21 protein-coding genes are annotated in these 20,042 nt (G+C 65.0%); 7 read left to right on the forward strand and 14 right to left on the reverse strand.

Going from position 1 to position 20,042, the window contains the following annotated elements; all coding sequences use genetic code 11:
* Positions 1-2: 2 nt before the first annotated feature.
* From GJV26_RS25500 to GJV26_RS25515, 4 genes are all read right to left on the reverse strand, one after another.
* Complete coding sequence (locus tag GJV26_RS25500) at positions 3-677, reverse strand: TorF family putative porin (protein WP_173346268.1); 675 nt, start codon at positions 675-677, stop codon at positions 3-5.
* 65 nt (positions 678-742) lie between these two features.
* The gene (locus GJV26_RS25505) at positions 743-2,053 is read right to left on the reverse strand and encodes a S8 family peptidase (RefSeq protein ID WP_229419448.1); all 1,311 of its coding nucleotides are present in this window, start codon (positions 2,051-2,053) and stop codon (positions 743-745) included.
* Positions 2,050-2,688 (reverse strand): zf-HC2 domain-containing protein, encoded by a 639-nt coding sequence (locus tag GJV26_RS25510; protein WP_173346269.1) that lies wholly within the window; start codon positions 2,686-2,688, stop codon positions 2,050-2,052. The genes GJV26_RS25505 and GJV26_RS25510 overlap by 4 nt, the downstream gene beginning before the upstream one ends.
* Positions 2,685-3,284 (reverse strand): RNA polymerase sigma factor, encoded by a 600-nt coding sequence (locus tag GJV26_RS25515; RefSeq protein ID WP_155711431.1) that lies wholly within the window; start codon positions 3,282-3,284, stop codon positions 2,685-2,687. The genes GJV26_RS25510 and GJV26_RS25515 overlap by 4 nt, the downstream gene beginning before the upstream one ends.
* Before the next feature lie 88 nt (positions 3,285-3,372).
* Here GJV26_RS25515 and GJV26_RS25520 point away from each other — a divergent pair, with 88 nt between their 5' ends.
* Positions 3,373-4,203: an NAD-dependent protein deacetylase gene (locus GJV26_RS25520; protein ID WP_155711432.1), complete on the forward strand. Its 831-nt coding sequence runs from the start codon at positions 3,373-3,375 to the stop codon at positions 4,201-4,203.
* Between the two features lie 70 nt (positions 4,204-4,273).
* Here GJV26_RS25520 and GJV26_RS25525 read toward each other — a convergent pair whose 3' ends face one another.
* From GJV26_RS25525 to smpB, 3 genes are all read right to left on the reverse strand, one after another.
* On the reverse strand, positions 4,274-4,828 hold the full coding sequence (locus GJV26_RS25525; protein WP_155711433.1) for a FlgO family outer membrane protein: 555 nt from the start codon (positions 4,826-4,828) through the stop codon (positions 4,274-4,276).
* A complete protein-coding gene (locus tag GJV26_RS25530) occupies positions 4,828-5,517 on the reverse strand; it encodes a hypothetical protein (RefSeq protein ID WP_155711434.1) in 690 nt (229 codons plus the stop codon). The genes GJV26_RS25525 and GJV26_RS25530 overlap by 1 nt, the downstream gene beginning before the upstream one ends.
* A 140-nt stretch (positions 5,518-5,657) precedes the next feature.
* Positions 5,658-6,107, reverse strand: a complete 450-nt coding sequence (smpB, locus tag GJV26_RS25535) for an SsrA-binding protein SmpB (RefSeq protein WP_155711435.1) — start codon at positions 6,105-6,107, stop codon at positions 5,658-5,660.
* Positions 6,108-6,210: 103 nt separating this feature from the next.
* On the opposite strand from smpB, the gene GJV26_RS25540 reads away from it, so the two are divergent.
* A complete protein-coding gene (locus GJV26_RS25540) occupies positions 6,211-6,642 on the forward strand; it encodes a type II toxin-antitoxin system RatA family toxin (protein ID WP_155711436.1) in 432 nt (143 codons plus the stop codon).
* Complete coding sequence (locus GJV26_RS30640) at positions 6,635-6,997, forward strand: RnfH family protein (protein WP_155711437.1); 363 nt, start codon at positions 6,635-6,637, stop codon at positions 6,995-6,997. The genes GJV26_RS25540 and GJV26_RS30640 overlap by 8 nt, the downstream gene beginning before the upstream one ends.
* Here GJV26_RS30640 and GJV26_RS25550 read toward each other — a convergent pair.
* The 3 genes from GJV26_RS25550 to GJV26_RS25560 all read right to left on the reverse strand — a co-directional run bounded on the left by GJV26_RS25550 (position 6,928) and on the right by GJV26_RS25560 (position 8,833).
* Positions 6,928-7,800, reverse strand: coding sequence for a hypothetical protein (locus GJV26_RS25550; protein ID WP_155711438.1), 873 nt, complete (start codon positions 7,798-7,800; stop codon positions 6,928-6,930). The genes GJV26_RS30640 and GJV26_RS25550 overlap by 70 nt on opposite strands.
* Positions 7,801-7,898: 98 nt before the next feature.
* Positions 7,899-8,231 (reverse strand): helix-turn-helix domain-containing protein, encoded by a 333-nt coding sequence (locus GJV26_RS25555; protein ID WP_155711439.1) that lies wholly within the window; start codon positions 8,229-8,231, stop codon positions 7,899-7,901.
* A gap of 104 nt (positions 8,232-8,335) precedes the next feature.
* Positions 8,336-8,833, reverse strand: coding sequence for a DUF4124 domain-containing protein (locus tag GJV26_RS25560; protein ID WP_155711440.1), 498 nt, complete (start codon positions 8,831-8,833; stop codon positions 8,336-8,338).
* 145 nt (positions 8,834-8,978) lie between these two features.
* Between GJV26_RS25560 and guaB the strand changes: the two genes are divergently transcribed.
* Together guaB and guaA are read left to right on the forward strand one after the other, a co-directional pair.
* The gene (guaB, locus tag GJV26_RS25565; protein WP_155711441.1) at positions 8,979-10,439 is read left to right on the forward strand and encodes an IMP dehydrogenase; all 1,461 of its coding nucleotides are present in this window, start codon (positions 8,979-8,981) and stop codon (positions 10,437-10,439) included.
* Between the two features lie 82 nt (positions 10,440-10,521).
* On the forward strand, positions 10,522-12,132 hold the full coding sequence (gene guaA, locus GJV26_RS25570; protein WP_155711442.1) for a glutamine-hydrolyzing GMP synthase: 1,611 nt from the start codon (positions 10,522-10,524) through the stop codon (positions 12,130-12,132).
* Between the two features lie 437 nt (positions 12,133-12,569).
* Here the strand turns inward: guaA and GJV26_RS25575 are convergent, their stop codons facing one another.
* Positions 12,570-13,004, reverse strand: a complete 435-nt coding sequence (locus GJV26_RS25575; protein ID WP_216643161.1) for a winged helix-turn-helix domain-containing protein — start codon at positions 13,002-13,004, stop codon at positions 12,570-12,572.
* A 349-nt stretch (positions 13,005-13,353) separates the two neighbouring features.
* On the opposite strand from GJV26_RS25575, the gene GJV26_RS25580 reads away from it, so the two are divergent.
* Positions 13,354-16,206: a sensor histidine kinase gene (locus GJV26_RS25580; RefSeq protein ID WP_155711443.1), complete on the forward strand. Its 2,853-nt coding sequence runs from the start codon at positions 13,354-13,356 to the stop codon at positions 16,204-16,206.
* A gap of 87 nt (positions 16,207-16,293) precedes the next feature.
* Positions 16,294-16,935, forward strand: a complete 642-nt coding sequence (locus GJV26_RS25585; RefSeq protein ID WP_155711444.1) for a response regulator transcription factor — start codon at positions 16,294-16,296, stop codon at positions 16,933-16,935.
* A 76-nt stretch (positions 16,936-17,011) separates the two neighbouring features.
* On the opposite strand, the gene GJV26_RS25590 is transcribed toward GJV26_RS25585, so the two are convergent.
* From GJV26_RS25590 to GJV26_RS25600, 3 genes are all read right to left on the reverse strand, one after another.
* Positions 17,012-17,974, reverse strand: a complete 963-nt coding sequence (locus GJV26_RS25590) for a proline iminopeptidase-family hydrolase (RefSeq protein WP_216643162.1) — start codon at positions 17,972-17,974, stop codon at positions 17,012-17,014.
* Positions 17,975-18,179: 205 nt separating this feature from the next.
* Positions 18,180-18,806, reverse strand: coding sequence for an isochorismatase family protein (locus GJV26_RS25595; RefSeq protein WP_229419449.1), 627 nt, complete (start codon positions 18,804-18,806; stop codon positions 18,180-18,182).
* Between the two features lie 206 nt (positions 18,807-19,012).
* On the reverse strand, positions 19,013-19,864 hold the full coding sequence (locus tag GJV26_RS25600) for an alpha/beta fold hydrolase (RefSeq protein ID WP_229427925.1): 852 nt from the start codon (positions 19,862-19,864) through the stop codon (positions 19,013-19,015).
* Positions 19,865-20,042 lie beyond the last annotated feature (178 nt).

The raw sequence follows: 20,042 nt of genomic DNA on the forward strand, positions 1-20,042 counted from the left end.
CCTTAAAACCCCTGGCTGACCGACACGATCACCGCATGCGGCGACGGTGCCGGCGCGTAGCGGTACGCAGGCCGGTGATTGTTGCGCACGTAGGCCACCTGCAGGCCGAATGCGCCGAAGCGCGCCGCGACACCGGCGCGCAGGTCGGCACGCTGCGGCGGGCGCGGGCCGGACAGCGTGCGCAGCGTGCCCGCGTGGAAGAACGCATCCACCTTGCCGGACAGCGCGGTGCTGGCATCGAGTTCGCAGTACAGCGTGCGCGCCTCGCCGCCGGCATAGCGGGGCGACCACGACATGCGCGCCGAGACGCCGCCATTGGCGCCGCCGCGCGACAGGCCGGCATACAGCTCCTGGTAGCTGCCGTATTCGTCCTGCGTGACCTGTACCGTGCTGATGCCGGCATCCCAGGCCAGGCCGTTGGCCAGGCGCCGCGCGTAACCGCCATACGCCAGCAGTTGCGTGCCGCCTCGATCGGCCAGGCGGGTCGAAGCGCCAAAGCCGCCGGCATACCAGCCGCTGCCGGCATCGTAGGCCACGCCGGCCTGAAGCGATGGCTTGCCGTCGCTGAAATCCGTGCCGCGGTAGCGGTATTCGGACGCGGCGGTGATGCTGCCGGACCATTGCGCGAAGGCCGTGGCGGGGTAGAAGAAAAATGCGAGGGAACATGCGAGGGGCAATCCGATAGCCGATGCGCGTGTCGACGCGCGTGCCGCAGCGAATGCCGCGGCGCAGTGTCGGGGGATCAGGGTGCGGAGGCGGTGGCTGGCATGCATGAACAGGCGCAGGCACCCGTGACGCGCGCGATGGTGGCACATGCGTCGATGGTAGCAGGGTTCGGCGCCGTGGTGGCCAGCGTGCGGCGCAGGGTGGCCGGCCCTTCGCGCGGCCGCAGTTCGGCGAGCAGGGCGGCCAGGCCCGATACGTGGGCGGCGGCGAACGAGCTGCCGGAGACGAAGGCCCAGCGCGCGCCAGGCACGGTCGCCGGAATGTCGCGCCCCGGTGCGCGCAGGGTGCCGGATGCGTGGGCCGGCGAACGGCCCGGGGCGGAGGCGGGCGCGTACAGCGGCTCTTCCAGGCTCGCCACCGCGAGCACGCCGGGGTGTGCGGCGGGGAACGCGGGGCCGCGCGGATCGGCCGCGCCGACGATGGCGATATCCTTCGCCAGTGCCGCATCGAGCAGCATGGAGAGCAGCTTGTCCGGCGGGCCGCCGACCGACAGGTTGATCACGCGCGGCGGATGCAGCAGCGCATAGTTCAGCGCCTTGCCGAGGGTGAACGTGTCGCAGCGGGTATCGGCCGCCTGTTGCCAGCAGGCGCGCAGCGCCATCAGCCGCGCGCCGGGCGCCACGCCGAGGATGCCGGCGCCGTTGCCGCCGCGCGCCGCGATGATGCCGGCCACCGCGGTGCCGTGCGCTTCGGCGCGATAGGGGCTGTCGGCGAAATTGCGCACCTCCGCGACCTGGCCGGCCAGGTCGGGGTGCGACGGGTCGACACCGCTGTCGATCACCGCCACCGTCACGCCGCGGCCGGTGGCGCTGCGGTGCAGCTCGGCCACATGCCAGTAGCGCCCGCCCGGCTGCGCCGGATACAGCGGATCGCCGGCCGCCACCGCCATGCCGGAAAACCGCTGCACGCGCTGCACCCATGCCACGCGGGGATCCTGTTCCAGCAGCGCGGCCGCCGCATCGGGCGAGCCGCCGGCCGGCACCTCCAGCACGTAGCAGTCGATGCCGATGGCCGGCATGGCCCAGCCATCGCGCAGCACCAGGCCGTGGCGCCGCGCCAGCTCGGCGGCGATGCGGCGGCGCGCCATGCTGCCGGCATCGTCGCCGTAGCGGCCGCCATACGCGACATCGGGACGGAAGTGCGGCGGCGGCAGGCGCAGCATCAGCAGCAGGCGCGGCGCGGCGTCCGGCGGCGCTGCGCCGGCCGCGTCTTCCGCTCGCACGTCCGCGTCGGCGGCCTGCGGCAGGGATGGCAGGCACAGCAGGCATAGGCACAGCGCCGCGCGAAGCGACAGAGAAGGAATAAGGCGGGCCCGCAGCGCGTTCAAGGCGCCTCCCCCGCATCGAGCGGCTCCGCCATCAGCACGGCGGGCTCGGCGCGCAGCCGTGCCAGCGCTTCGTCGCGCCGCGCCACGCCGATCTCCAGCACGTAGGCGCCGGCCACCGTGGGGCCGTGCACCGCTTGCGCGCCGGCGGCGGCCAGGATGCGGCGCACGTCGCCGGCGCCGGTGTCGGGACGGAATACCACGGTCGCGTTGCCCGCCGCTGCCGGCACCGGGCCGAGTCCAAGGTAGGGGGGCTGGGCGGACGGCAGCGCCACGGCCAGCACCACCAGGGCCGCCGCCAGCGCGGCCGGCAGCGTCGGCATGCGGCCCAGCCAGGCCATCAGCGCGGCCAGCGCGCCGGCGGCCTTTTCACGGCGCCCGGCCGGCGCGGCACCGTCGTCGAGGCGTGGCAGCAGGCGCGCGAACGCGGCATCCACGTCGGGCATGGGCGCGGCATGGCCGGCGCTGTCCGCCGCCACATGCAGCTGCCGCTGCCAGGCCAGCTCGGCGCGGCAGGCTTCGCACGTGCGCAAGTGTTCCGCGACCAGCGCCTCGTCGGCGCCTTCGAGCCGGCCCGCGGCGTGCCAGGGCAGCAGCGGCCAGGCCGTGGCGTGCTGTTGCGTGTCATGTGCATTCATCGGCCTTCCTCCTCGCCGGCCAGCAATTCCTTCAGCCGCCGCCGGGCATGAAACATGCGTGTTTTCACTGTATTCACAGGGCATTCCGCGATGGCGGCGATTTCCGCATAGTCCATGCCGTGGAAATAGGTCAGCACCACGGCCAGCCTCTGCGGCCACGGCAGGCGCGCGACGGCGCCGGCCAGACGGCGCGCCAGCTGCTCGGCCTGCGCGTGCTGCTCGGGCGACTGCTCCTCGGCGGGATAGCCGCCGCCGTCCGATTCCACCGGCTCGTCCACCATCGACAGCGCCTTCTTCGCCTTGCGCCAGGCGATGCCGAACACCCAGGTCGACACCTTGCTGGTGCCATCGTAGCTGCTGGCGCGCCGCCACACCACGAGCATCGTGTCGTTGATGATTTCCTCGATCAGCGGCGCGCTGTGCGTCATGCGCCCCAGAAAGCGTGCCAGCCGGTGGAAATAGCCGCGATACAGGCGTTCGAACGCCTGCCGGTCGCCGGCCGCCACCTGGGCCAGCAATCGCGCCTCTTCCGCATCCGCCCTGGCGGCCGGCGCGGCGGCCGGCGGCGCCAGGGCGCCTGTGATGGTCTGCTGCATGGAGCTCCTGTTGTGTGCCGCGGTCTACCGTATATTCCCGCTTCCGGCCGAACGGTTCAAGTTTTCGGCACGGTGTACGATACGGGCCATGAACGAACAGATCGACCAGCTGGCGGCGTTTCTCGATCGCCACCGCAACGTGCTCGTGCTGACCGGCGCCGGGCTTTCGACCGCTTCCGGCATTCCGGGATACCGCGACGAGGAGGGCGTGCGGCACGGCAAGGCGCCCGTGCAGGGGCCGGAATTCCGGAGCAACGATGCGCTGCGCCGCCGCTACTGGGCGCGCAGCATGGTGGGCTGGCCGACGCTGGCGCGGGCCGAACCGAACGCGGGGCACGGCGCGCTGGCGCGGCTGGAGCTGGCAGGCCGGGTCGGCGCGGTGATCACGCAGAACGTGGACGGCCTGCACCAGCGCGCCGGCAGCGCCCGCCTGATCGAGCTGCACGGCAATATCCACACGGTGCGTTGCCTGGCCTGCCAGCGCCGCCAGCCCCGCGCCGCGCTGCAGCAGCGGTTGCTGCGCGACAATCCCGCCCTCGGCGAGGTGCTGGCCCAGCCGCTGCCGGACGGCGATGCGCAGCTGGAGCCGGAATCGCTCGAACACTTCGTCGTGCCCGCATGCGAGGCATGCGGCGGCGTGCTGCAGCCGGATGTGGTCTTCTTCGGCGACAACATTCCGCCGGAACGCACGCGACAGGCGCTGGCATGGATGGACGAGGCGGACGCGCTGCTCGTCGTCGGTTCGTCGCTGATGGTGTTTTCGGGCTACCGCTTCTGCAAGCTGGCGGCCGCAACCGGCAAGCCGATCGCCGCCGTCAACGCCGGCAAGACGCGGGCGGACGAGCTGATTTCACTGAAACTGGCGCTGCCGGCCCAGGAGGTATTGCCGGCGGTGGCGGCGTTGCTGACGGTCGCCTGAGCGCCCGTGCAGTGGGGCCGGAACAGGGGGGCGGCGCCGGCCAGGCCGGTTCCCAGGCAACTTTCAGCGTTCAGCGCTGCAGCAGCATCGACCGGACGATGCCTTCCTTCTGCAGCACATAGTCGTGCCCGGCCAGCACGAAGTTGCTCTGTGGTTGCACGACCTTGATGTTGATGAAGACCATGTCGCTCGTTTCCGCATACGACCCCACGACGACCGCCTGCGCATTGTGGTTTTGCGCCACTTCGCCGATCTCGCGGGTGAGCATCAGCTCGCCCTGGTTGCGCTTCAGGTAGACCGAATTGCGCAGCTTCATCTCCAGCATCTTCAGGCCGCCCTGCGCCATCCGCGTGGAAACCTGTTCGGAGACCAGCCGGCCCAGCGTGGAGGTCTGGTCGAGCGCATCGATGTTGACGACGGTGGCCATGATCAGCGGCTTGTCCGCCGCCAGCTTGCCGCTCAGCTGGGCCAGCAGCGCATCGGCGGCCTTGTAGTTGGCGTTGACGAACTGGTTCGACGACAGCGTGGCGTAATTCGCTTCTTCCTTCGGCGGCGCGCTCGCGCACCCGGCCAGCAGGGCGGCGGAACAGGCGGCGGCCAGTGCCGCGCGGGCAACGGCGCGCATCAGCGGCCTCCCTGCACTTGGAATACCTTGGTCAATTGCCGGTCCTCTTCCTTGATGCCGTACAGCGCGCGGTCGGTATCGGCCACGTAGTAGGCCGAAGTGGTACGCGCATGGTAGCGGAACTGGTCGCCCACGGATACGGTGACGATCAGCTCGGTCTTCGGCGTGGCGCCCGGCGCGAACTGGCTGTGGAACCAGTGGTACGCGTCGCCGCCGCCGGCCAGCGCCACGATGCCGACCGTGGGGTTGATGTCGGACAGCACCCAGGCACCGGTGGCGATCGCCGCATGCGCGCCGGAGTAGCGGTATTGCGGACGGTCCGGCGCGAACGTGACGGCCTGGATATCGAGTTCCAGCTTCCATGCGCCGGCCGGCGCGCGCGACACGACGAAGCCATCCTTCACCAGCGACGTGACGATCTGGTTCGTGACGGCGCGCTTGAACGGCGACGCCTCCTTGTCTTCGGCGATGAAGAACGGCCGCTGCGGGTGCTTTTTCATCTCGGCCACCACACGCTGCTCGATGTGGTCGGCGATCGCGTTCCAGTGCGACGCGGCCTGCAGCTTTTCCTGGCGCGCGGTCGGGAAATTGGTGGCGAGCGGCGCCGGGGAGTATGGTACGGCGCAGCCGGCCAGTGAGGCGGCAATGGCGATGGCAAAAGCGGTGGCGGTGGCGACTTTGAAGGGCATGGCGGGAACCGGAGTGATTAGCCGGAAGAGTGTAGCACGCGCCCATTGCCACACGGAAACGATAGCTGGCGCGGCGTGGCACCGGCGCGACGGCTCCGCCGGCCACGAGGCCGGTTCTTTTACCCTTCGAGCAACCTTGCTTAACGCTTGTGCTGCTTCATTGCCGCCTGCACCTCGCGGCTGGCATCGCGGTCCTTCTCGGTGGCGCGCTTGTCATGCTGCTTCTTGCCCTTGGCCAGGCCGATCTCGCACTTCACGCGGCCGCCCTTGTAGTGCAGGTTGAGCGGCACCAGCGTATAGCCGGAGCGTTCGACCTTGCCGATCAGCTTGTCGATTTCCTGGCGGTGCAGGAGGAGCTTGCGGGTGCGCACGGCTTCCGGGTGGATGTGGGTGGAAGCGGTGGGCAGTGCGCTGATGTGCGCGCCAAACAGGTACAGTTCGTTGTTACGGATCGTAACGTAAGCTTCCTTGATCTGGACGCGCGCATCGCGGATTGCCTTCACTTCCCATCCCTCGAGCACAATGCCCGCTTCGTAGCGGTCTTCGATGAAATAGTCGTGAAAGGCTTTGCGGTTATCAGCGATGGTCATGTGAATTTCTTATGGAGCGTGCATCGAGCGCGGGTCGGTTAAACTACGGTCTTCATTCGCGCCGGAGCGCGATTTGTCCAACATGATATCAAACGGTTAAAAAATGGCGGTAGTGCACAAATCGGTATTCCTTGGATACAGCGCGAAGCAGATGTTCGACCTGGTGGACCGGGTGGAGGATTATCCCAAATTCCTGCCATGGTGTGGCGGCGTGGACGTGCGCGAGCGGGGCGAGAACTCGGTGGTGGCGTCGGTGGGCATCAATTTCCATGGTGTCAAGCAAAGCTTTACCACGTCGAACGTGAACACGCCGCCCTCGTGCATCAAGATGAACCTTGTCGACGGCCCGTTCAAGACATTGCACGGCACCTGGACGTTCAAGGCGCTGCGCGACGATGCCTGCAAGGTGGAACTGGACCTGCAATACGAATTTTCCAGCCGCCTGCTGGAACAGGTGATCGGCCCGGTGTTCGGCATGATCGCCAACAGCATGGTCGATTCGTTCTGCAAGCGCGCCGAAACCGTGTATGGGTGACGGCGTGGCCGAGCGCATCAAGGTTTCGCTGAGCTACGCGCGCGGCCCGCAGGCCGGGGTCGTTAGTGATTCCGGTAGCGATGCCATCGGCGAAGCCGCTGGCGGCGGACTGCCGATCCTGCGCGTGATGGACGTGGAGGCCGGCACCACGATCGGCCAGGCCATCGAAATGTCCGGCATCCTGCAGGAAGCGCCGGAAATCAACCTCGTCACGATGCCGGTCGGTATCTACGGCAAGAAGAAAACCCTGGACACGGTGCTGCAGCCGCGCGACCGCATCGAGATCTACCGCCCGCTGATCGCGGACCCGAAGGATGCGCGGCGGCGCCGTGCGAAGCGCGACAGCGCGGCATAGGTGCCGGCGCGCCGGCCCGCCAGGCCAGCGAGCAGCGCCAGGCCGGCGCCGAGCATCGGCACCATGCCGGGCTCGGGAACCGGCGTGATGGACACCACCCGCAGTTCCGCCCCATAGCTGAACGTGCCGCCCTGGTCGAAGCCGGTCTGGTTCCGCAATGCCAGCGACAGGAATCCCGTGCCATCCGGCACGTGGTTCAGCCAGCGCACTTCGTCATAGGCGCCCCCGAGCCCGGTGGCACGCAGCCACACGGCCGCCGCTCCCGCTTCGAGCCGCTCGCCGGCGCCGGGCGGCGGTTCGGTGGCAAGGCTCACGTCGTATTCGACGCTGAAGAAGGCTCCCGTGTTGGGCGACAGCGTGAATGCCGTCTCGCCGGTGTCGCCGGTCATGCGGCTTTCGGCACGCAGGCCGGGCGCCGGCGCCAGCACCTGCGTGCTCACCGCGCCCGCCAGCATTGCGCCCGTGGGGGATGCGCGGCCGGACAGGCTCAATTGCGCGGCGGCGGCGAGTTCCGCCGTGCTCCGGTCGATCGCGTGGCCGATCGGCGCGGGGTGCGTCCAGGTGGGGACATGCGTTTCCAGCGCGGCGCCGCCGAGGGCCAGGTAGCTGGCCGCGCCCGGCGCGGATGCGCTGCCCGATGTGCCGATGAACGTCATGGACGGGGAGACGCCGTCCGTGAGGTCGAGATCGACAAGGATGAAGGTGAGGGGCCCCAGCGTTGCGCCGGCTTCGGCCGCCGGGGCCGCGGCGGGCGCAGCGCCCAGCAGTGTGGCGACGGAGCAGAGCAGTGGAACGGTCTTCATTGCGGCCTCGCTGCAAGCTGGTGCGGTCATTCCAGCTTAGCACGCGTTCCGCGGGCCGCACGGATTTGTGGCGGCACCGTTGCGCGAACAGGTCAGCCTTAGAGATCGAGCATCCTTGGCGCGATGCCCAGCGCCGCGGCGATGCGTTCGCGGGTCGAGCGCCTCGGCCGCAGGCCCACTTCCTGCTGCGCGTAGGCCGGCTGGCTGATGCCGATGCGCGTGGCCACTTCCAGTTGCGTGAGGCCCAGGTATTCGCGCCATGCGCGCGCCGGGGTCCACGCGTTATCGGCGATCATTCCCACGACCTGGTGCGGCACGTCCGTATCCTTCTGGCGCGATTGCGTCTGCATGTAGGTGGAGTAGGGGATGACGACATACACGGGCTCCCCGTTGGGCCCGTTGATGATCTGTACATGGGAAAATGCATTCATGGATTGGCTCGCTGGTCGGTTCAAAAATATAGGCTTCGCGTAGTTTGGCTTATATTCTTGAGACGACCACGGCTATGACGGTCGCCCTTGCGCGTGGTCAAACTTTATTGCCTGCAATGCGTGGCAACCGTGGCGCGGTTGCGCCGCGCCTGTTCGGTTTTCTGCGTGTCGTCGAGGAAGGCCGGCTCGCCGTTCCGGTCCGTCGTTGCGATGCGCACGCCCGACTCCAGCACGCGCAGGTTGCCGCGCGCGCTGTCGCATGCCGCCGCGCTGGCGGCCCTGTTCTGCGCTTCCACGGCGGCCTTGCGCGCGGCTTCGGCGGCTTCTTCCTTGCGCTGCGTGGCCGCTGCATCGCCCTCGGCCGCCGCCGGCCGCGCCCTGGCCGGGGCCGCCGGCGCGGTTGCCGGCGGCGCCGCCAGCTCCTTGCGCAGGTCCGGCAACTGGCCGCGCGGCGCCTTCAGGATGCGCGACGGCGGGATCGAGGCGGGCGGCGGCTGGTCCGAGAAATGGCGCACATTGTTGGCATCCTTCCATTCCCACTGGGCATGGACCAGCGGGCAGCATGCCAGCAGCAAGCTGCACAGTAGAAGTCGATTATTCATAAGTTTTGTTTCCCCATTGAATCACCGCGATTGGACCGCGATCCGCCGCAAGAGTCAATCGTGAAACAGCTAACTTTTCCATAATGCAAGGACTTATTGCGCGAACTTCTGTATAATTCACTTTTGCGCCGATAGGAAATCTACCATGCGTCTTCTTCAAAAAGCACTCACGTTCGATGACGTGCTCCTCGTTCCAGCCTACTCGAACGTTCTGCCTGCCAATACGTCCCTCCGCACCAAGCTGACCCGCAATATTTCGCTGAATATCCCGCTGCTGTCCGCCGCGATGGATACCGTCACCGAAGGCCGCCTGGCGATCGCGATGGCGCAGGAAGGTGGCATCGGCATCATCCACAAGAACCTGCGCCCGGCCGACCAGGCCCGCGAGGTGTCGAAGGTCAAGCGTTTCGAAGCCGGCGTGCTGCGCGACCCGATCACGATTCCGCCGGACATGAAGATCCGCGACGTGATCACGCTGACCGAACAGCATGGCATCAGCGGTTTCCCGGTGGTGGAAGGCAAGCAGGTGGTCGGCATCATCACCAACCGCGACCTGCGTTTCGAGGAAGAGCTGGACGCCGAAGTGCGCGCCAAGATGACGCCGCGCGAAAAGCTGGTGACCGTCAGCGAGACGGCCGACACGGCCGAAGCCAAGCGCCTGATGAACAAGCACCGCCTGGAGCGCGTGATCGTCGTCAACGAAGCGTTCGAGCTGCGCGGCCTGATCACCGTGAAGGATATCCAGAAGTCCACCGAACACCCGAACGCCTCGAAAGACCAGCACGGCAAGCTGCTGGTGGGCGCGGCCGTGGGCGTGGGCGCGAAGGACGAGGAACGCATCGACCTGCTGGTGGCTGCCGGCGTGGACGTACTGGTGGTGGATACGGCGCATGGCCACTCGCAGGGCATCCTCGACCGCGTGAAGTACATCAAGACGAAATACCCGCACGTGGACGTCATCGGCGGCAACATCGCCACGGCGGCCGCGGCCAAGGCGCTGGTCGAATACGGCGCGGACGCTGTGAAGGTCGGCATCGGCCCCGGCTCGATCTGCACGACGCGTATCGTGGCCGGCGTGGGCGTGCCGCAGATCACCGCGATCTCGAACGTGTCGCAGGCGCTGGAAGGCACCGGCGTGCCGTGCATCGCCGACGGCGGCATCCGCTTCTCGGGCGACATCTCGAAAGCGCTGGCGGCCGGCGCCTCGACCGTGATGATGGGTTCCATGTTCGCCGGCACCGAAGAAGCGCCGGGCGAAGTGATCCTGTTCCAGGGCCGTTCGTACAAGTCCTACCGCGGCATGGGTTCGCTGGGCGCGATGGCCGAAGGCTCGGCCGACCGCTACTTCCAGGAAGCGTCGGCCAAGGCCGACAAGTTCGTCCCCGAAGGCATCGAAGGCCGCGTGGCCTACAAGGGCTCGGTACTGGCGATCATCTTCCAGCTCGTGGGCGGCGTGCGCCAGTCGATGGGCTACTGCGGCTGCGCCACGATCGACGAACTGCGCGAGAAGGCGGAATTCGTCGAGATCACGTCGGCCGGCATGCGCGAATCGCATGTGCACGACGTGCAGATCACGAAGGAAGCGCCGAACTACCGTTCGGAATAAGCATTCCACGAACGCCGGCGAGTTTTGAACCGCCGGCGTTTCTCTTTATCGTCCCGGTTTTCCCAGTTCATCAAGCACATCAATGCACTCTAAAATCCTCATCATCGATTTCGGCTCCCAGGTAACCCAGCTGATCGCGCGCCGCGTGCGCGACGCCGGCGTGTTCTCGGAAGTCTACCCGTACGACGTTTCGGAAGAATTCGTCCGCAACTACGGCGCCTCCGGCGTGATCCTGTCCGGCAGCCACAACTCCACGCTGGAAGGCGATTCGCCGCGCGCGCCGCAGGCCGTGTTCGAACTGGGCGTGCCCGTGCTGGGTATCTGCTACGGCATGCAGACGATGGCCGCGCAGCTGGGCGGCAAGGTCGAAAACGGCCTGGTGCGCGAATTCGGCTACGCCGAAGTGCGCGCCCGCAACCACACGTCGCTGCTGAACGGCATCAACGACTTCGTCACGCACGAAGGCCACGGCATGCTGAAGGTGTGGATGAGCCACGGCGACAAGGTGCTGGAAATGCCGGAAGGCTTCAAGCTGATGGCGTCCACCGAGAGCTGCCCGATCGCCGGCATGGCCGACGAGGACCGCAAGTTCTACGCGGTGCAGTGGCACCCGGAAGTGACGCACACGGTGCAGGGCAAGGCCATGCTGGGCCGCTTCGTGCACGAGATCTGCGGCTGCAAGTCCGACTGGAACATGCCGGACTACATTTCCGAAGCCGTGGAAAAGATCCGCGAGCAGGTGGGCACCGATGAAGTGATCCTGGGCCTGTCCGGCGGCGTCGATTCTTCGGTGGCGGCCGCGCTGATCCACCGCGCGATCGGCGACCAGCTGACCTGCGTGTTCGTCGACCATGGCCTCTTGCGCCTGAACGAAGGCGAAATGGTGATGGACATGTTCGCCAAGAACCTGGGCGTGAAGGTGATCCGCGTGGATGCCACCGACCAGTTCATGGGCCACCTGGCCGGCGTGACGGACCCGGAACAGAAGCGCAAGATCATCGGCCGCGAATTCGTCGAGGTGTTCCAGGCCGAGTCGGCCAGGCTGCCGAGCGCGAAATGGCTGGCGCAGGGCACGATCTACCCGGACGTGATCGAATCGGCCGGCAAGGGTAAAAAGGGCCAGACGATCAAGAGCCACCACAACGTGGGCGGCCTGCCGGAAACGATGAAGCTGCAGCTGCTGGAGCCGCTGCGCGAACTGTTCAAGGACGAAGTGCGCAAGCTGGGCGTGGCGCTCGGCCTGCCGTACGAGATGGTATACCGTCACCCATTCCCGGGCCCGGGCCTGGGCGTGCGCATCCTCGGCGAAGTGAAGAAGGAATACGCCGACCTGCTGCGCCGCGCCGATGCCATCTTCATCGAGGAACTGCGCAACACGCCGTACGAGGCGGTCGTGGTGCCGGGCTTCGACCAGGATGGCGTGCCGCGCAACTGGTACGAAGCCACGTCGCAGGCATTCGCCGTGTTCCTGCCGGTGAAATCGGTGGGCGTGATGGGCGACGGCCGCACGTACGACTACGTGGTGGCGCTGCGCGCCGTGCAGACCCAGGACTTCATGACGGCGCACTGGGCGCACCTGCCGCACGCGTTGCTGGGGAAGGTGTCGAACCGGATCATCAACGAGGTGCGGGGGTTGAATCGCGTCGTGTACGACATTTCGGGGAAGCCTCCGGCGACCATTGAATGGGAATGATGAGCTAGCCTGGAGGCTCAGGCATTAGCACGCGGTAGAGTAATTCCAAGCCCCTGAATTCAGGGGCTTTTTTTATGCCCGTGCTCGGCAGATCAAGCAATTACCCGCAGCCCGGAGCAAGCACGATCATGCTGGTATCGGCTTTTTTAAACATTACCAGTGGGCACGCAGTGCCGTCGCTGAGTACTCAACTGAACAAGGGACAATGGTGCAGTTTACAAATGCGCTTGGAAGCCTTGGAATGTGGACGATTTTTCTGCCGCAACGGCTGTCGGCTCGGAGCGATTGTATAAGGTTGGCCAAACCCGGTATCCCATGCGTCGTCGAATCAAACCGGAAATCGCCGGCTCGGGACGCCCGACTCTGCTACGGCAAAGTCGAGGAAGTTTTATCGCCACTGTCCAGGCCAATGAGAACGATCAGCCGATGCGTCGAAGTCAATCGGGATGGATTAATCGAAGCTGGCGCTCCGCAGCGATTTTATTGGCCTGAACCGGCCCGACAAAGCAGTAACCGCGACCGATGATCGTCGCGATGTAATTCGACCCTTCCTCGAACTCGCCAAGCGTACGCCGTAATGCCGACACATGAACTTTCAGGTTGCCATCCTCGACAACCGTGGTGGGCCAGACCCGGTTGATCAGCTCGCGCTTGCTGACCGGCTCGCTCGGACGCTCGACCAGGACGGTCAGGATGTCGAAGGCACGGCTGCCGATACGCTGTGGCACGTCTCCACAATGTAATGTGCGGCGCGCGGGAATGAAGCGAAATGGTCCGAACAGATATTCCATCGTTTTCTTCATGTTATCGACCTCGGCATTCGCTTCGTATTCTCCGGCAGCCTCGGGCACCTTTGTCTTGGATGTTTCCATCGACTCACCTCCGGGATTGTTTGATAGCGCTACATCCATCACGTCATGCTGACCGATGAATCAGGCCGGGTGGCTTTATTTTCCGATCATTTCAGCGCCGTCGCATCCCTAGTTCTAGGTACTTTCGAGGTATTTTTTGCAATACCCCGGTTGACGCGTTAATGTTGTCCGATACAATCAAAACGCCCAAACTTCGCCATTAACCGTGAGCACTCAGCGTCTCTTTCGTTCCATACTGCTCATCTGCCTGTTCTTGAGCCACGCGACTGCCTGGCCCGCTCCACCGGCGCCTTTGCTCTCGGATTTCACGCATACGGCTTGGAAACGCCTGCAGCACGCACCGGTCGACGTGTTGAAGATCACCCAGACCACCGATGGCTGGATGTGGGTGGCCACGGCAACAGGCCTGTTTCGTTTCGACGGCATGCGTTTCGAGCGCGTCGACAGCGTGTATGGGGAACGCCTTGATTCCAGCAATGTGATCGGCCTGGTGGCCGATCCCCGCGAAGGCGTGTGGGTGGGTTATCGGCTCGGCGGGGTGACGCTGCTGCGCCCGGGAAGCAGCCGAAAATTCGGTGAGGCGGAGGGGCTTCCCGTCGGCGGCGTCATTCATATCGAGGCGGTTGCCGACGGCTCGGTATGGGTCGGTACGCGCGACGGTGTTGCATGGCTGGCGCCGGGTGCGAACCGCTTCAAGGTGTTGGGCAACGAAGTGGGCTTGCCGGAAAAGTTCGTCTACCAGATCCTGATCGCAAAAGATGGTACGCAATGGATCGGTTCCTTGCAGGGCCTGTTTTTCCGCAAGCCGGGCCAGCAGCGCTTTACGCAGGCATGGCCAAGAGTCCAGTTGCTGGCGATCGTCGAGGCACCCGACGGCACGATCTGGGCCAGGGATTCGAAGTACCGTTATTTCAAGGTGCAGACGACCGCTCCGGCCGGGGGCCGTATCCTCGCGCCGGACTTTCCCGGCATGGGCATGCGCTTCGGTACCGACGGGACGATGTGGGTCCTGCATCCGGATGGCGTGGAGCGGCGTTTCGGCAGCGCGGGTATCGGCTATCCGCATCAGCGGCTCACGCAAGCTGCGGGCATGAGCGGACCACAGGCGCAGAGCTTCTTCGAGGATCGCGAGGGAGACATCTGGATCGGCACGGCGACCGGGATCGATCGCCTGCGCCGCAACCGGCTCACCCCGGTCGTGTTCGACAAACCGCTGGAAGAGCCCGGGATCGCACTGGGACCGCGTGGCTCGGTCCTCATCGGTGATCGTGCCAACGGCGCCATCTACCGCCAGACCGATCGGCAGCGCGACAGGATCCGCGCGGAAGGCTCGATCACGGCGAGCTATCGCGCGCCGGACGATACCGCGTTCTTCGGAACCGATCACGGCATCTATGAGCTTGGCCGCGACGGCAGGTTATCGGTCACGCCGGCGCCCGAGGAGACACGGGGGTTCTATCCCCAGGCGATGATCCGTGATGGCAACGGCATTCTGTGGGTGTCGTATTCGAGCGGCCCGTTATACCGCCTGGCCGGCGCGCCCTGGACACGCGCCGACGAGGTGGCGAACCATGCGCGTGCGCTGACGCTGGCGATCGCCAGCGATAACAAGGGCGCGCTCTGGTTTGCGCATCCCAACAATGCGGTAACCATTACCGACAGCCGGGGGCGGCCCATGCGCCGGCTCGATACGGCGGCGGGACTGGACCTCGGCCCCGTATTGCAGATCGTGCCGGACCAGGATGTGATGTGGCTAAGCGGTGAGCGGGGCGTGATGCTGCATCGCGAAGGGCGAATTGTCGCGTTGCGCGGACGTGGCAAGGAAAGCTTCAGGGGCGTGTCCGGCCTGGTGCGGACACCGGAGGGCGACCTGTGGATGCATGGCGCCGACGGGGTCTTTCACATCGTCGCGGCGGAGCTGACGGAGTGGCTGCGCAGACCCGATTACCTGCCATCGTTCGAACGGTTCGATGCGCAGGACGGCCTGGTGGGACATGCGATGCAGATGCGCCCCATTCCATCGCTTGTCCGCGCCGATGACGGCACGCTCTGGTTCATCACCAGCAGCGCCGCGTTCACGCTCGACCCCGGGAACATTCCACGCAACCGCATCGCGCCGCCGGTGCTGATACGCAGCGTCTCCAGCGCCGGAAGCAAGGTGCCCGTGAACGCCGGCGTCGCTCGCCTGCAAGAAGGTGCCACCGACCTGCACATCGAATTCACCGCCCTGAGTCTGAAGATGCCGGAACGGACGCGGTTTCGCTACCGGTTGACGGGAGTCGATCCCGACTGGCAGGAACCCAATGAGCGACGGGAAGCGTTCTACACCAACGTCAAGCCCGGGACCTACCGTTTCGAGGTCGGCGCGGCCAATGAGGATAATGTCTGGCATCCCGATCTCGCGGCCGTGGAAATCCGGTTGCCGCCGACGTTCGTGCAAACCGTCTGGTTCAAGCTGCTGCTCGCGACCTTTGCCGTGCTGTTGTTGTATGGAGGGCACGTGCCGCGCCTGCGTGTCGTGACGCAGCAGATTCAGGGGCGTTTGGCCGAGCGATCGAGGATCGCCCGCTCGCTTCACGACACCTTGCTGCAGAGCGTGCAGGGCCTCATTCTGGCGTTCGGGTCGCATTACCATACAATGCCCAGGGAGGCTGCCGGCCGCGAGCGCCTGCAGAATGCCTTGAAGCTGGCCGAGCAGTTGCTGGTCGAGGGGCGCAACGAGATCATGGATCTGCGCGTCCCGGCGACCAGCAGCACGCTCTTCGACGTCCTGTCCGAATTCGGCCACACCTTGACTGCGATGGGTTCGCACACGTTCAAGCCGCGCCTGACCGGCACGCCACGCCCTTTGAAAGCGGGCATCTATGAGGACATCTACGCGATCGGCAGGGAGGCCCTGTTCAATGCCGCCCGTTACGCCGAGGCGGACCTGATCACGCTGCAGGTCGACTATACCCGCCAGGAGTTCCATCTGACGGTGAGGGACAATGGGCGTGGATTTTCCAGGAACAGGACGGCAGACGATCGGGAAGAAGGGCACTGGGGCATACAAGGTATCCTGGAACGTGCAAAGCTCATCGGCGCGGACCTTCATGTCACCAGCGAGACGGATCGTGGAACGACGATATCCCTGCGTATCAATAAAGTGCTCGCTTACGAGACCCGCGCAACGGTTCGCCAGGGCAGGCACGAGCATGCCTGATTGCCCTGGCGCCTGGTCGCCGCCTCCGGTGCAATGAACGGTAACCCTGCTTCGAACGCTGACGAAACAACTGATGGACGGTCCGCCATGAACGAAAAAACTTCACATCGAATACGCGTTCTCCTTGCGGACGACCATCACCTCATGCGGGAAGGGGTCCGCTACATGCTGGACAGCGCACCGGACATACAGCTGGTCGCCAGCGTGGGCGACGGTGCCTCGGCTGTCGAAGCGTTCAAGCAGACGATCCCGGACGTGACCCTGATGGACTTGCGCATGCCCGGCGGCGACGGCTTCTCGGCAATTGCGAGCATTCGACGCCACTCGCCATCGGCAAGGATCGTTGTACTCAGCACCTATGACGGCGACGCGCTGATGAAGCAGGCACGCAAGGCAGGTGCATCGGCCTATCTGCTCAAGAGCATGCTGCTGGAAAACATGCTTGGCGTGATTCGCTCGGTGCATGCGGGTCTTCAGTTCTGGCCACCGGAACTCGGAACGCACAACGGCACTTTCAAGGCAGATCTGACGCCGCGGGAATGCGACATCATTCGCCTGGTCGCCTGCGGCAGCTCGAACCGGGAAATCGCCCAGGAGCTGCGGATCGGGGAAGAAACGGTGAAAACGTACATGCGCAACATTTTGCCGAAACTGGGTGCCAACGATCGGGCGCATGCGGTAGCGATCTGCATGCGTCGCGGTTATCTCGATCTTCTGGATTTGCCTTGACGCGACGCCGGGTTTCCGTGGCTCGCAGCGGGCGCCGAAACGCGGTTGTGCATGCTGCTGCCTCGGACCACTGCGTTCACACCTTGCGCAGGAACGTCATCAGGTAGGAAAAATAGTCGGCCTGTGCGTCCCACATCGACAGGTGACTTCCGGTTGCGCAGATTTCCGCCTGGCCTTGGGGCAGCAGCGACGCCATCTTGCGGATATCGGCGGGGTCCATTTCGTCGTGGACCGCGCCAAGCGCCAACGTGGGAACCTTGATCTCCGGCAGGCGGTCCCATCGCTCCCAGTCCTTCAGGTTGCCGTTGATTACGAATTCGCTCGCTCCCTGCATCTGGTTGTAGATTTTCTTGTTGACCCTGCCGAATGCGCGCATCACCGCCTCCGGCCACGGCTGAATCCGGCAGATCGCCTGCGGATACAAATAGGTCATCATGATTTCCTCGTAGGCCGGCGTGTCGTACGCGCCGCGCGTCTCCAGTTCTTCGAGCTGCGCGAGCACGTTGGCGGGCAACTGTCTCTTGATCGTTTCGAGGCGGCGAAGCACTGACTGGATGCCAGCCGTCATGTTCGAGATCACGAGGCCCCGCAGGTGCTGCTGATGCCGCAGCGCATATTCGATGGCGAGCAGCCCGCCCCAGGAGTGGCCATACAATACGAACCTGTCCAGGCCCAGGCCCTTGCGGACTTCCTCCAGCTCCGTCATGTACCGGGGCAGCGTCCACAGTGAGGAATCCTCCGGGCGGTCGGAATTGCCGCAACCCAGCTGGTCGTAGTGGTACATTTCGATGCCTGCCTGCGGCAGGAACGATTCCATCGCCTCCAGGTAGTCGTGCGAGAACCCAGGGCCGCCATGTAGCAGCAGGACCTTGACGGCGCCGTTGCCGATCTTCTTGGTCCATACCTTGTACTTGCCCCCAACGACCGGCACCAGCTTTACGCCGCCGGTGCGGATTCCGGGCGGATTGAGTCCGTCGGGCACCGGGGCCGTGATGACGGAGGCATCGGGCCTGCCACGGGTAGCGGCTTGCGCGGGCATCGCGGCTGCAGCGGTTGCTACGCTGGAAGCAAGAAAATTTCTACGGTTCATACGTCACATCTCTGGTTGAACAAGTGGGAAACACTGCGCATGTGCGGCACGGCGGCCGCAAAATCTCCGGTTGCATCCCGCACGCGAAGGAAGCGGGGAAGGCCGTCAGAGGTCTCGAAACAGCAATGGATCGGCCCTTGCATGCTCAATTGCGCTAACGCGTTTCGCGCACTGCCTGCTGGGCCCGGAAATAACTTTCCGCTACGGCCGCATAGTTGGGGGCGACCAATCCATACAGCTTGTCCAGCTCGGCCGCTTCCGGACGCGCCCATGTCCGGTGCAGTTCGGACAGCAGCGCATTCGTCGTCGTGGGGCGCACGCCGCCCTGGACGAATCGCGCCAGCGAAACGCGGGAGGCCATCTCGCTTGGGTCGCCGGACGCGTCGATCACGGCATAAACCTCATGGCCAGCCGCGCGCGCATTGAGCGCCGGGAACATCACGCACACGCTCGTCCACACGCCAGCCATCACCAGCGTGTTGCGGCCGGTGGCGCGGACCTGGGCAACGAAATCGTCGTTGTCCCAGGCGTTGACTTCGCCCTTGCGCGGCACATAGACGGCATGAGGCGCAAGCTCGTGGATTTCCGGCATGAGTGGACCATTGGTGCCGGCCGGTTCCGATGCCGTGGTAATCACGGGAATCCCGAGCAGCGTGCACAGTCTGGCGATCGTCTCGACATTGCGTCGCAGGTCGGCCACCGGGATATCCTTGACGGTCTGGAACAGGCCCGACTGATGATCGAGCAGCAGCACGAGCGTGTCGGCGGGGTCAAGCAGCATTGCGCCTCCGCCGGAGGCCAGTATGCTGGTTTTAGGCTGCATGGTGGTTTGCATTGTCGTTCTCCTTGGCGTCCAGCGTCCGTATGACGTGCCGGCCGGGTAAATGTCGTCCTAAGAATTGGCGCATCAACGGCGCTACGGGTCGAAGCCAGGCAGGTCTGGTGCGATGACCCGGTAGCGGTCGGCAAGCGCTTTCCTGTTTCGCTCTACAGCGTACGGTCGAGGAAATCCCGGATCAGCGGTGCCATCACGTCGAGCTTGTCTTCGAGCGCGAAGTGCCCGGAATCGAGGATATGCAGTTCCGCCGCCGGAAGGTCGCGCAGGTATGGGTGCGCGCCCGGCTCCGGGAATATCACGTCGTTCTTGCCCCACACGATCAAGGTCGGCGGCTGATACTGGCGGAAAAACGCTTGAAAGTCAGGATAGAGAGGGACGTTCGACCCATAGTCACCGAACAGGTCGAGCTGGATCTCGCGATTGCCGGGCCGGTCGAGCAATGCCTGGTCGACCACCCAATTGTCGGGACTGATCCGGCTGATATCGCCAACACCGTCCGTGTACTGGAACTTCGTCAGATCGAGCGTAACGAGATGCGCAAGCGCCTCGCGCTTGGCCAGGGACTTGTCGGCCCAGTAAGCCTTGATCGGATCCCAGAATGCGGCGAGTCCTTCCGTATAGGCATTACCGTTCTGGACAATTAGTGCCTGTACCCGCTCGGGGTGTTTCAGCGCCAGCCGATAACCGATCGGCGCGCCGTAGTCCATCACATACATGCTGTATCTCGTCACTTCCAGAACAACCGTAAGCTTCTCGATCAGGGTCGCCAGGTTGGCGAACGTATACTCGAACCCGGACCGGTCGGGTGCATCGCTCTGGCCATAACCGGGATAATCCGGCGCGATCACATGGTATCGGTCGGCCAGCAGGGGGATGAGATTGCGGAACATGTGGGATGACGTGGGGAAGCCGTGCAACAACAGCAGCACCGGAGCGTCGGCAGGGCCTGCTTCGCGGTAGAACACGTTAACGCCGTCGATGTTCACCTTTTTGTAGTGGATAACGGGTACTACGAGGGCGTGCCGCTCGGATGGGCGTTGGCGTTCAATCTGGTCAATCGAATCGGGTCGGTTCACGGTTTTCTCCAACAGGTCAGGGATTATCAGGGCACACCGAAACGGCGTCTGACTGGTACTGTATCCCCCGGAACAAGCATTGCCTCGTTAATCGAGGTTAATA

Origin of the sequence: Pseudoduganella dura (assembly GCF_009727155.1) — a bacterium.
GTDB lineage: Bacteria > Pseudomonadota > Gammaproteobacteria > Burkholderiales > Burkholderiaceae_D > Rugamonas > Rugamonas dura.

Excerpts from the sequence above, each read along its gene's own strand:
- GJV26_RS25510 (WP_173346269.1), bottom strand. The coding sequence starts at position 2,688 with ATGAATGCACATGACACGCAACAGCACGCCACGGCCTGGCCGCTGCTG.
- GJV26_RS25515 (WP_155711431.1), bottom strand. The coding sequence starts at position 3,284 with ATGCAGCAGACCATCACAGGCGCCCTGGCGCCGCCGGCCGCCGCGCCG.
- GJV26_RS25520 (WP_155711432.1), top strand. The coding sequence starts at position 3,373 with ATGAACGAACAGATCGACCAGCTGGCGGCGTTTCTCGATCGCCACCGC.
- GJV26_RS25525 (WP_155711433.1), bottom strand. The coding sequence starts at position 4,828 with ATGCGCGCCGTTGCCCGCGCGGCACTGGCCGCCGCCTGTTCCGCCGCC.
- GJV26_RS25530 (WP_155711434.1), bottom strand. The coding sequence starts at position 5,517 with ATGCCCTTCAAAGTCGCCACCGCCACCGCTTTTGCCATCGCCATTGCC.
- smpB (WP_155711435.1), bottom strand. The coding sequence starts at position 6,107 with ATGACCATCGCTGATAACCGCAAAGCCTTTCACGACTATTTCATCGAA.
- GJV26_RS25540 (WP_155711436.1), top strand. The coding sequence starts at position 6,211 with ATGGCGGTAGTGCACAAATCGGTATTCCTTGGATACAGCGCGAAGCAG.
- GJV26_RS30640 (WP_155711437.1), top strand. The coding sequence starts at position 6,635 with ATGGGTGACGGCGTGGCCGAGCGCATCAAGGTTTCGCTGAGCTACGCG.
- GJV26_RS25550 (WP_155711438.1), bottom strand. The coding sequence starts at position 7,800 with ATGAAGACCGTTCCACTGCTCTGCTCCGTCGCCACACTGCTGGGCGCT.
- GJV26_RS25555 (WP_155711439.1), bottom strand. The coding sequence starts at position 8,231 with ATGAATGCATTTTCCCATGTACAGATCATCAACGGGCCCAACGGGGAG.
- GJV26_RS25560 (WP_155711440.1), bottom strand. The coding sequence starts at position 8,833 with ATGAATAATCGACTTCTACTGTGCAGCTTGCTGCTGGCATGCTGCCCG.
- guaB (WP_155711441.1), top strand. The coding sequence starts at position 8,979 with ATGCGTCTTCTTCAAAAAGCACTCACGTTCGATGACGTGCTCCTCGTT.
- guaA (WP_155711442.1), top strand. The coding sequence starts at position 10,522 with ATGCACTCTAAAATCCTCATCATCGATTTCGGCTCCCAGGTAACCCAG.
- GJV26_RS25575 (WP_216643161.1), bottom strand. The coding sequence starts at position 13,004 with ATGGAAACATCCAAGACAAAGGTGCCCGAGGCTGCCGGAGAATACGAA.
- GJV26_RS25585 (WP_155711444.1), top strand. The coding sequence starts at position 16,294 with ATGAACGAAAAAACTTCACATCGAATACGCGTTCTCCTTGCGGACGAC.
- GJV26_RS25590 (WP_216643162.1), bottom strand. The coding sequence starts at position 17,974 with ATGCCCGCGCAAGCCGCTACCCGTGGCAGGCCCGATGCCTCCGTCATC.
- GJV26_RS25595 (WP_229419449.1), bottom strand. The coding sequence starts at position 18,806 with ATGCTGCTTGACCCCGCCGACACGCTCGTGCTGCTGCTCGATCATCAG.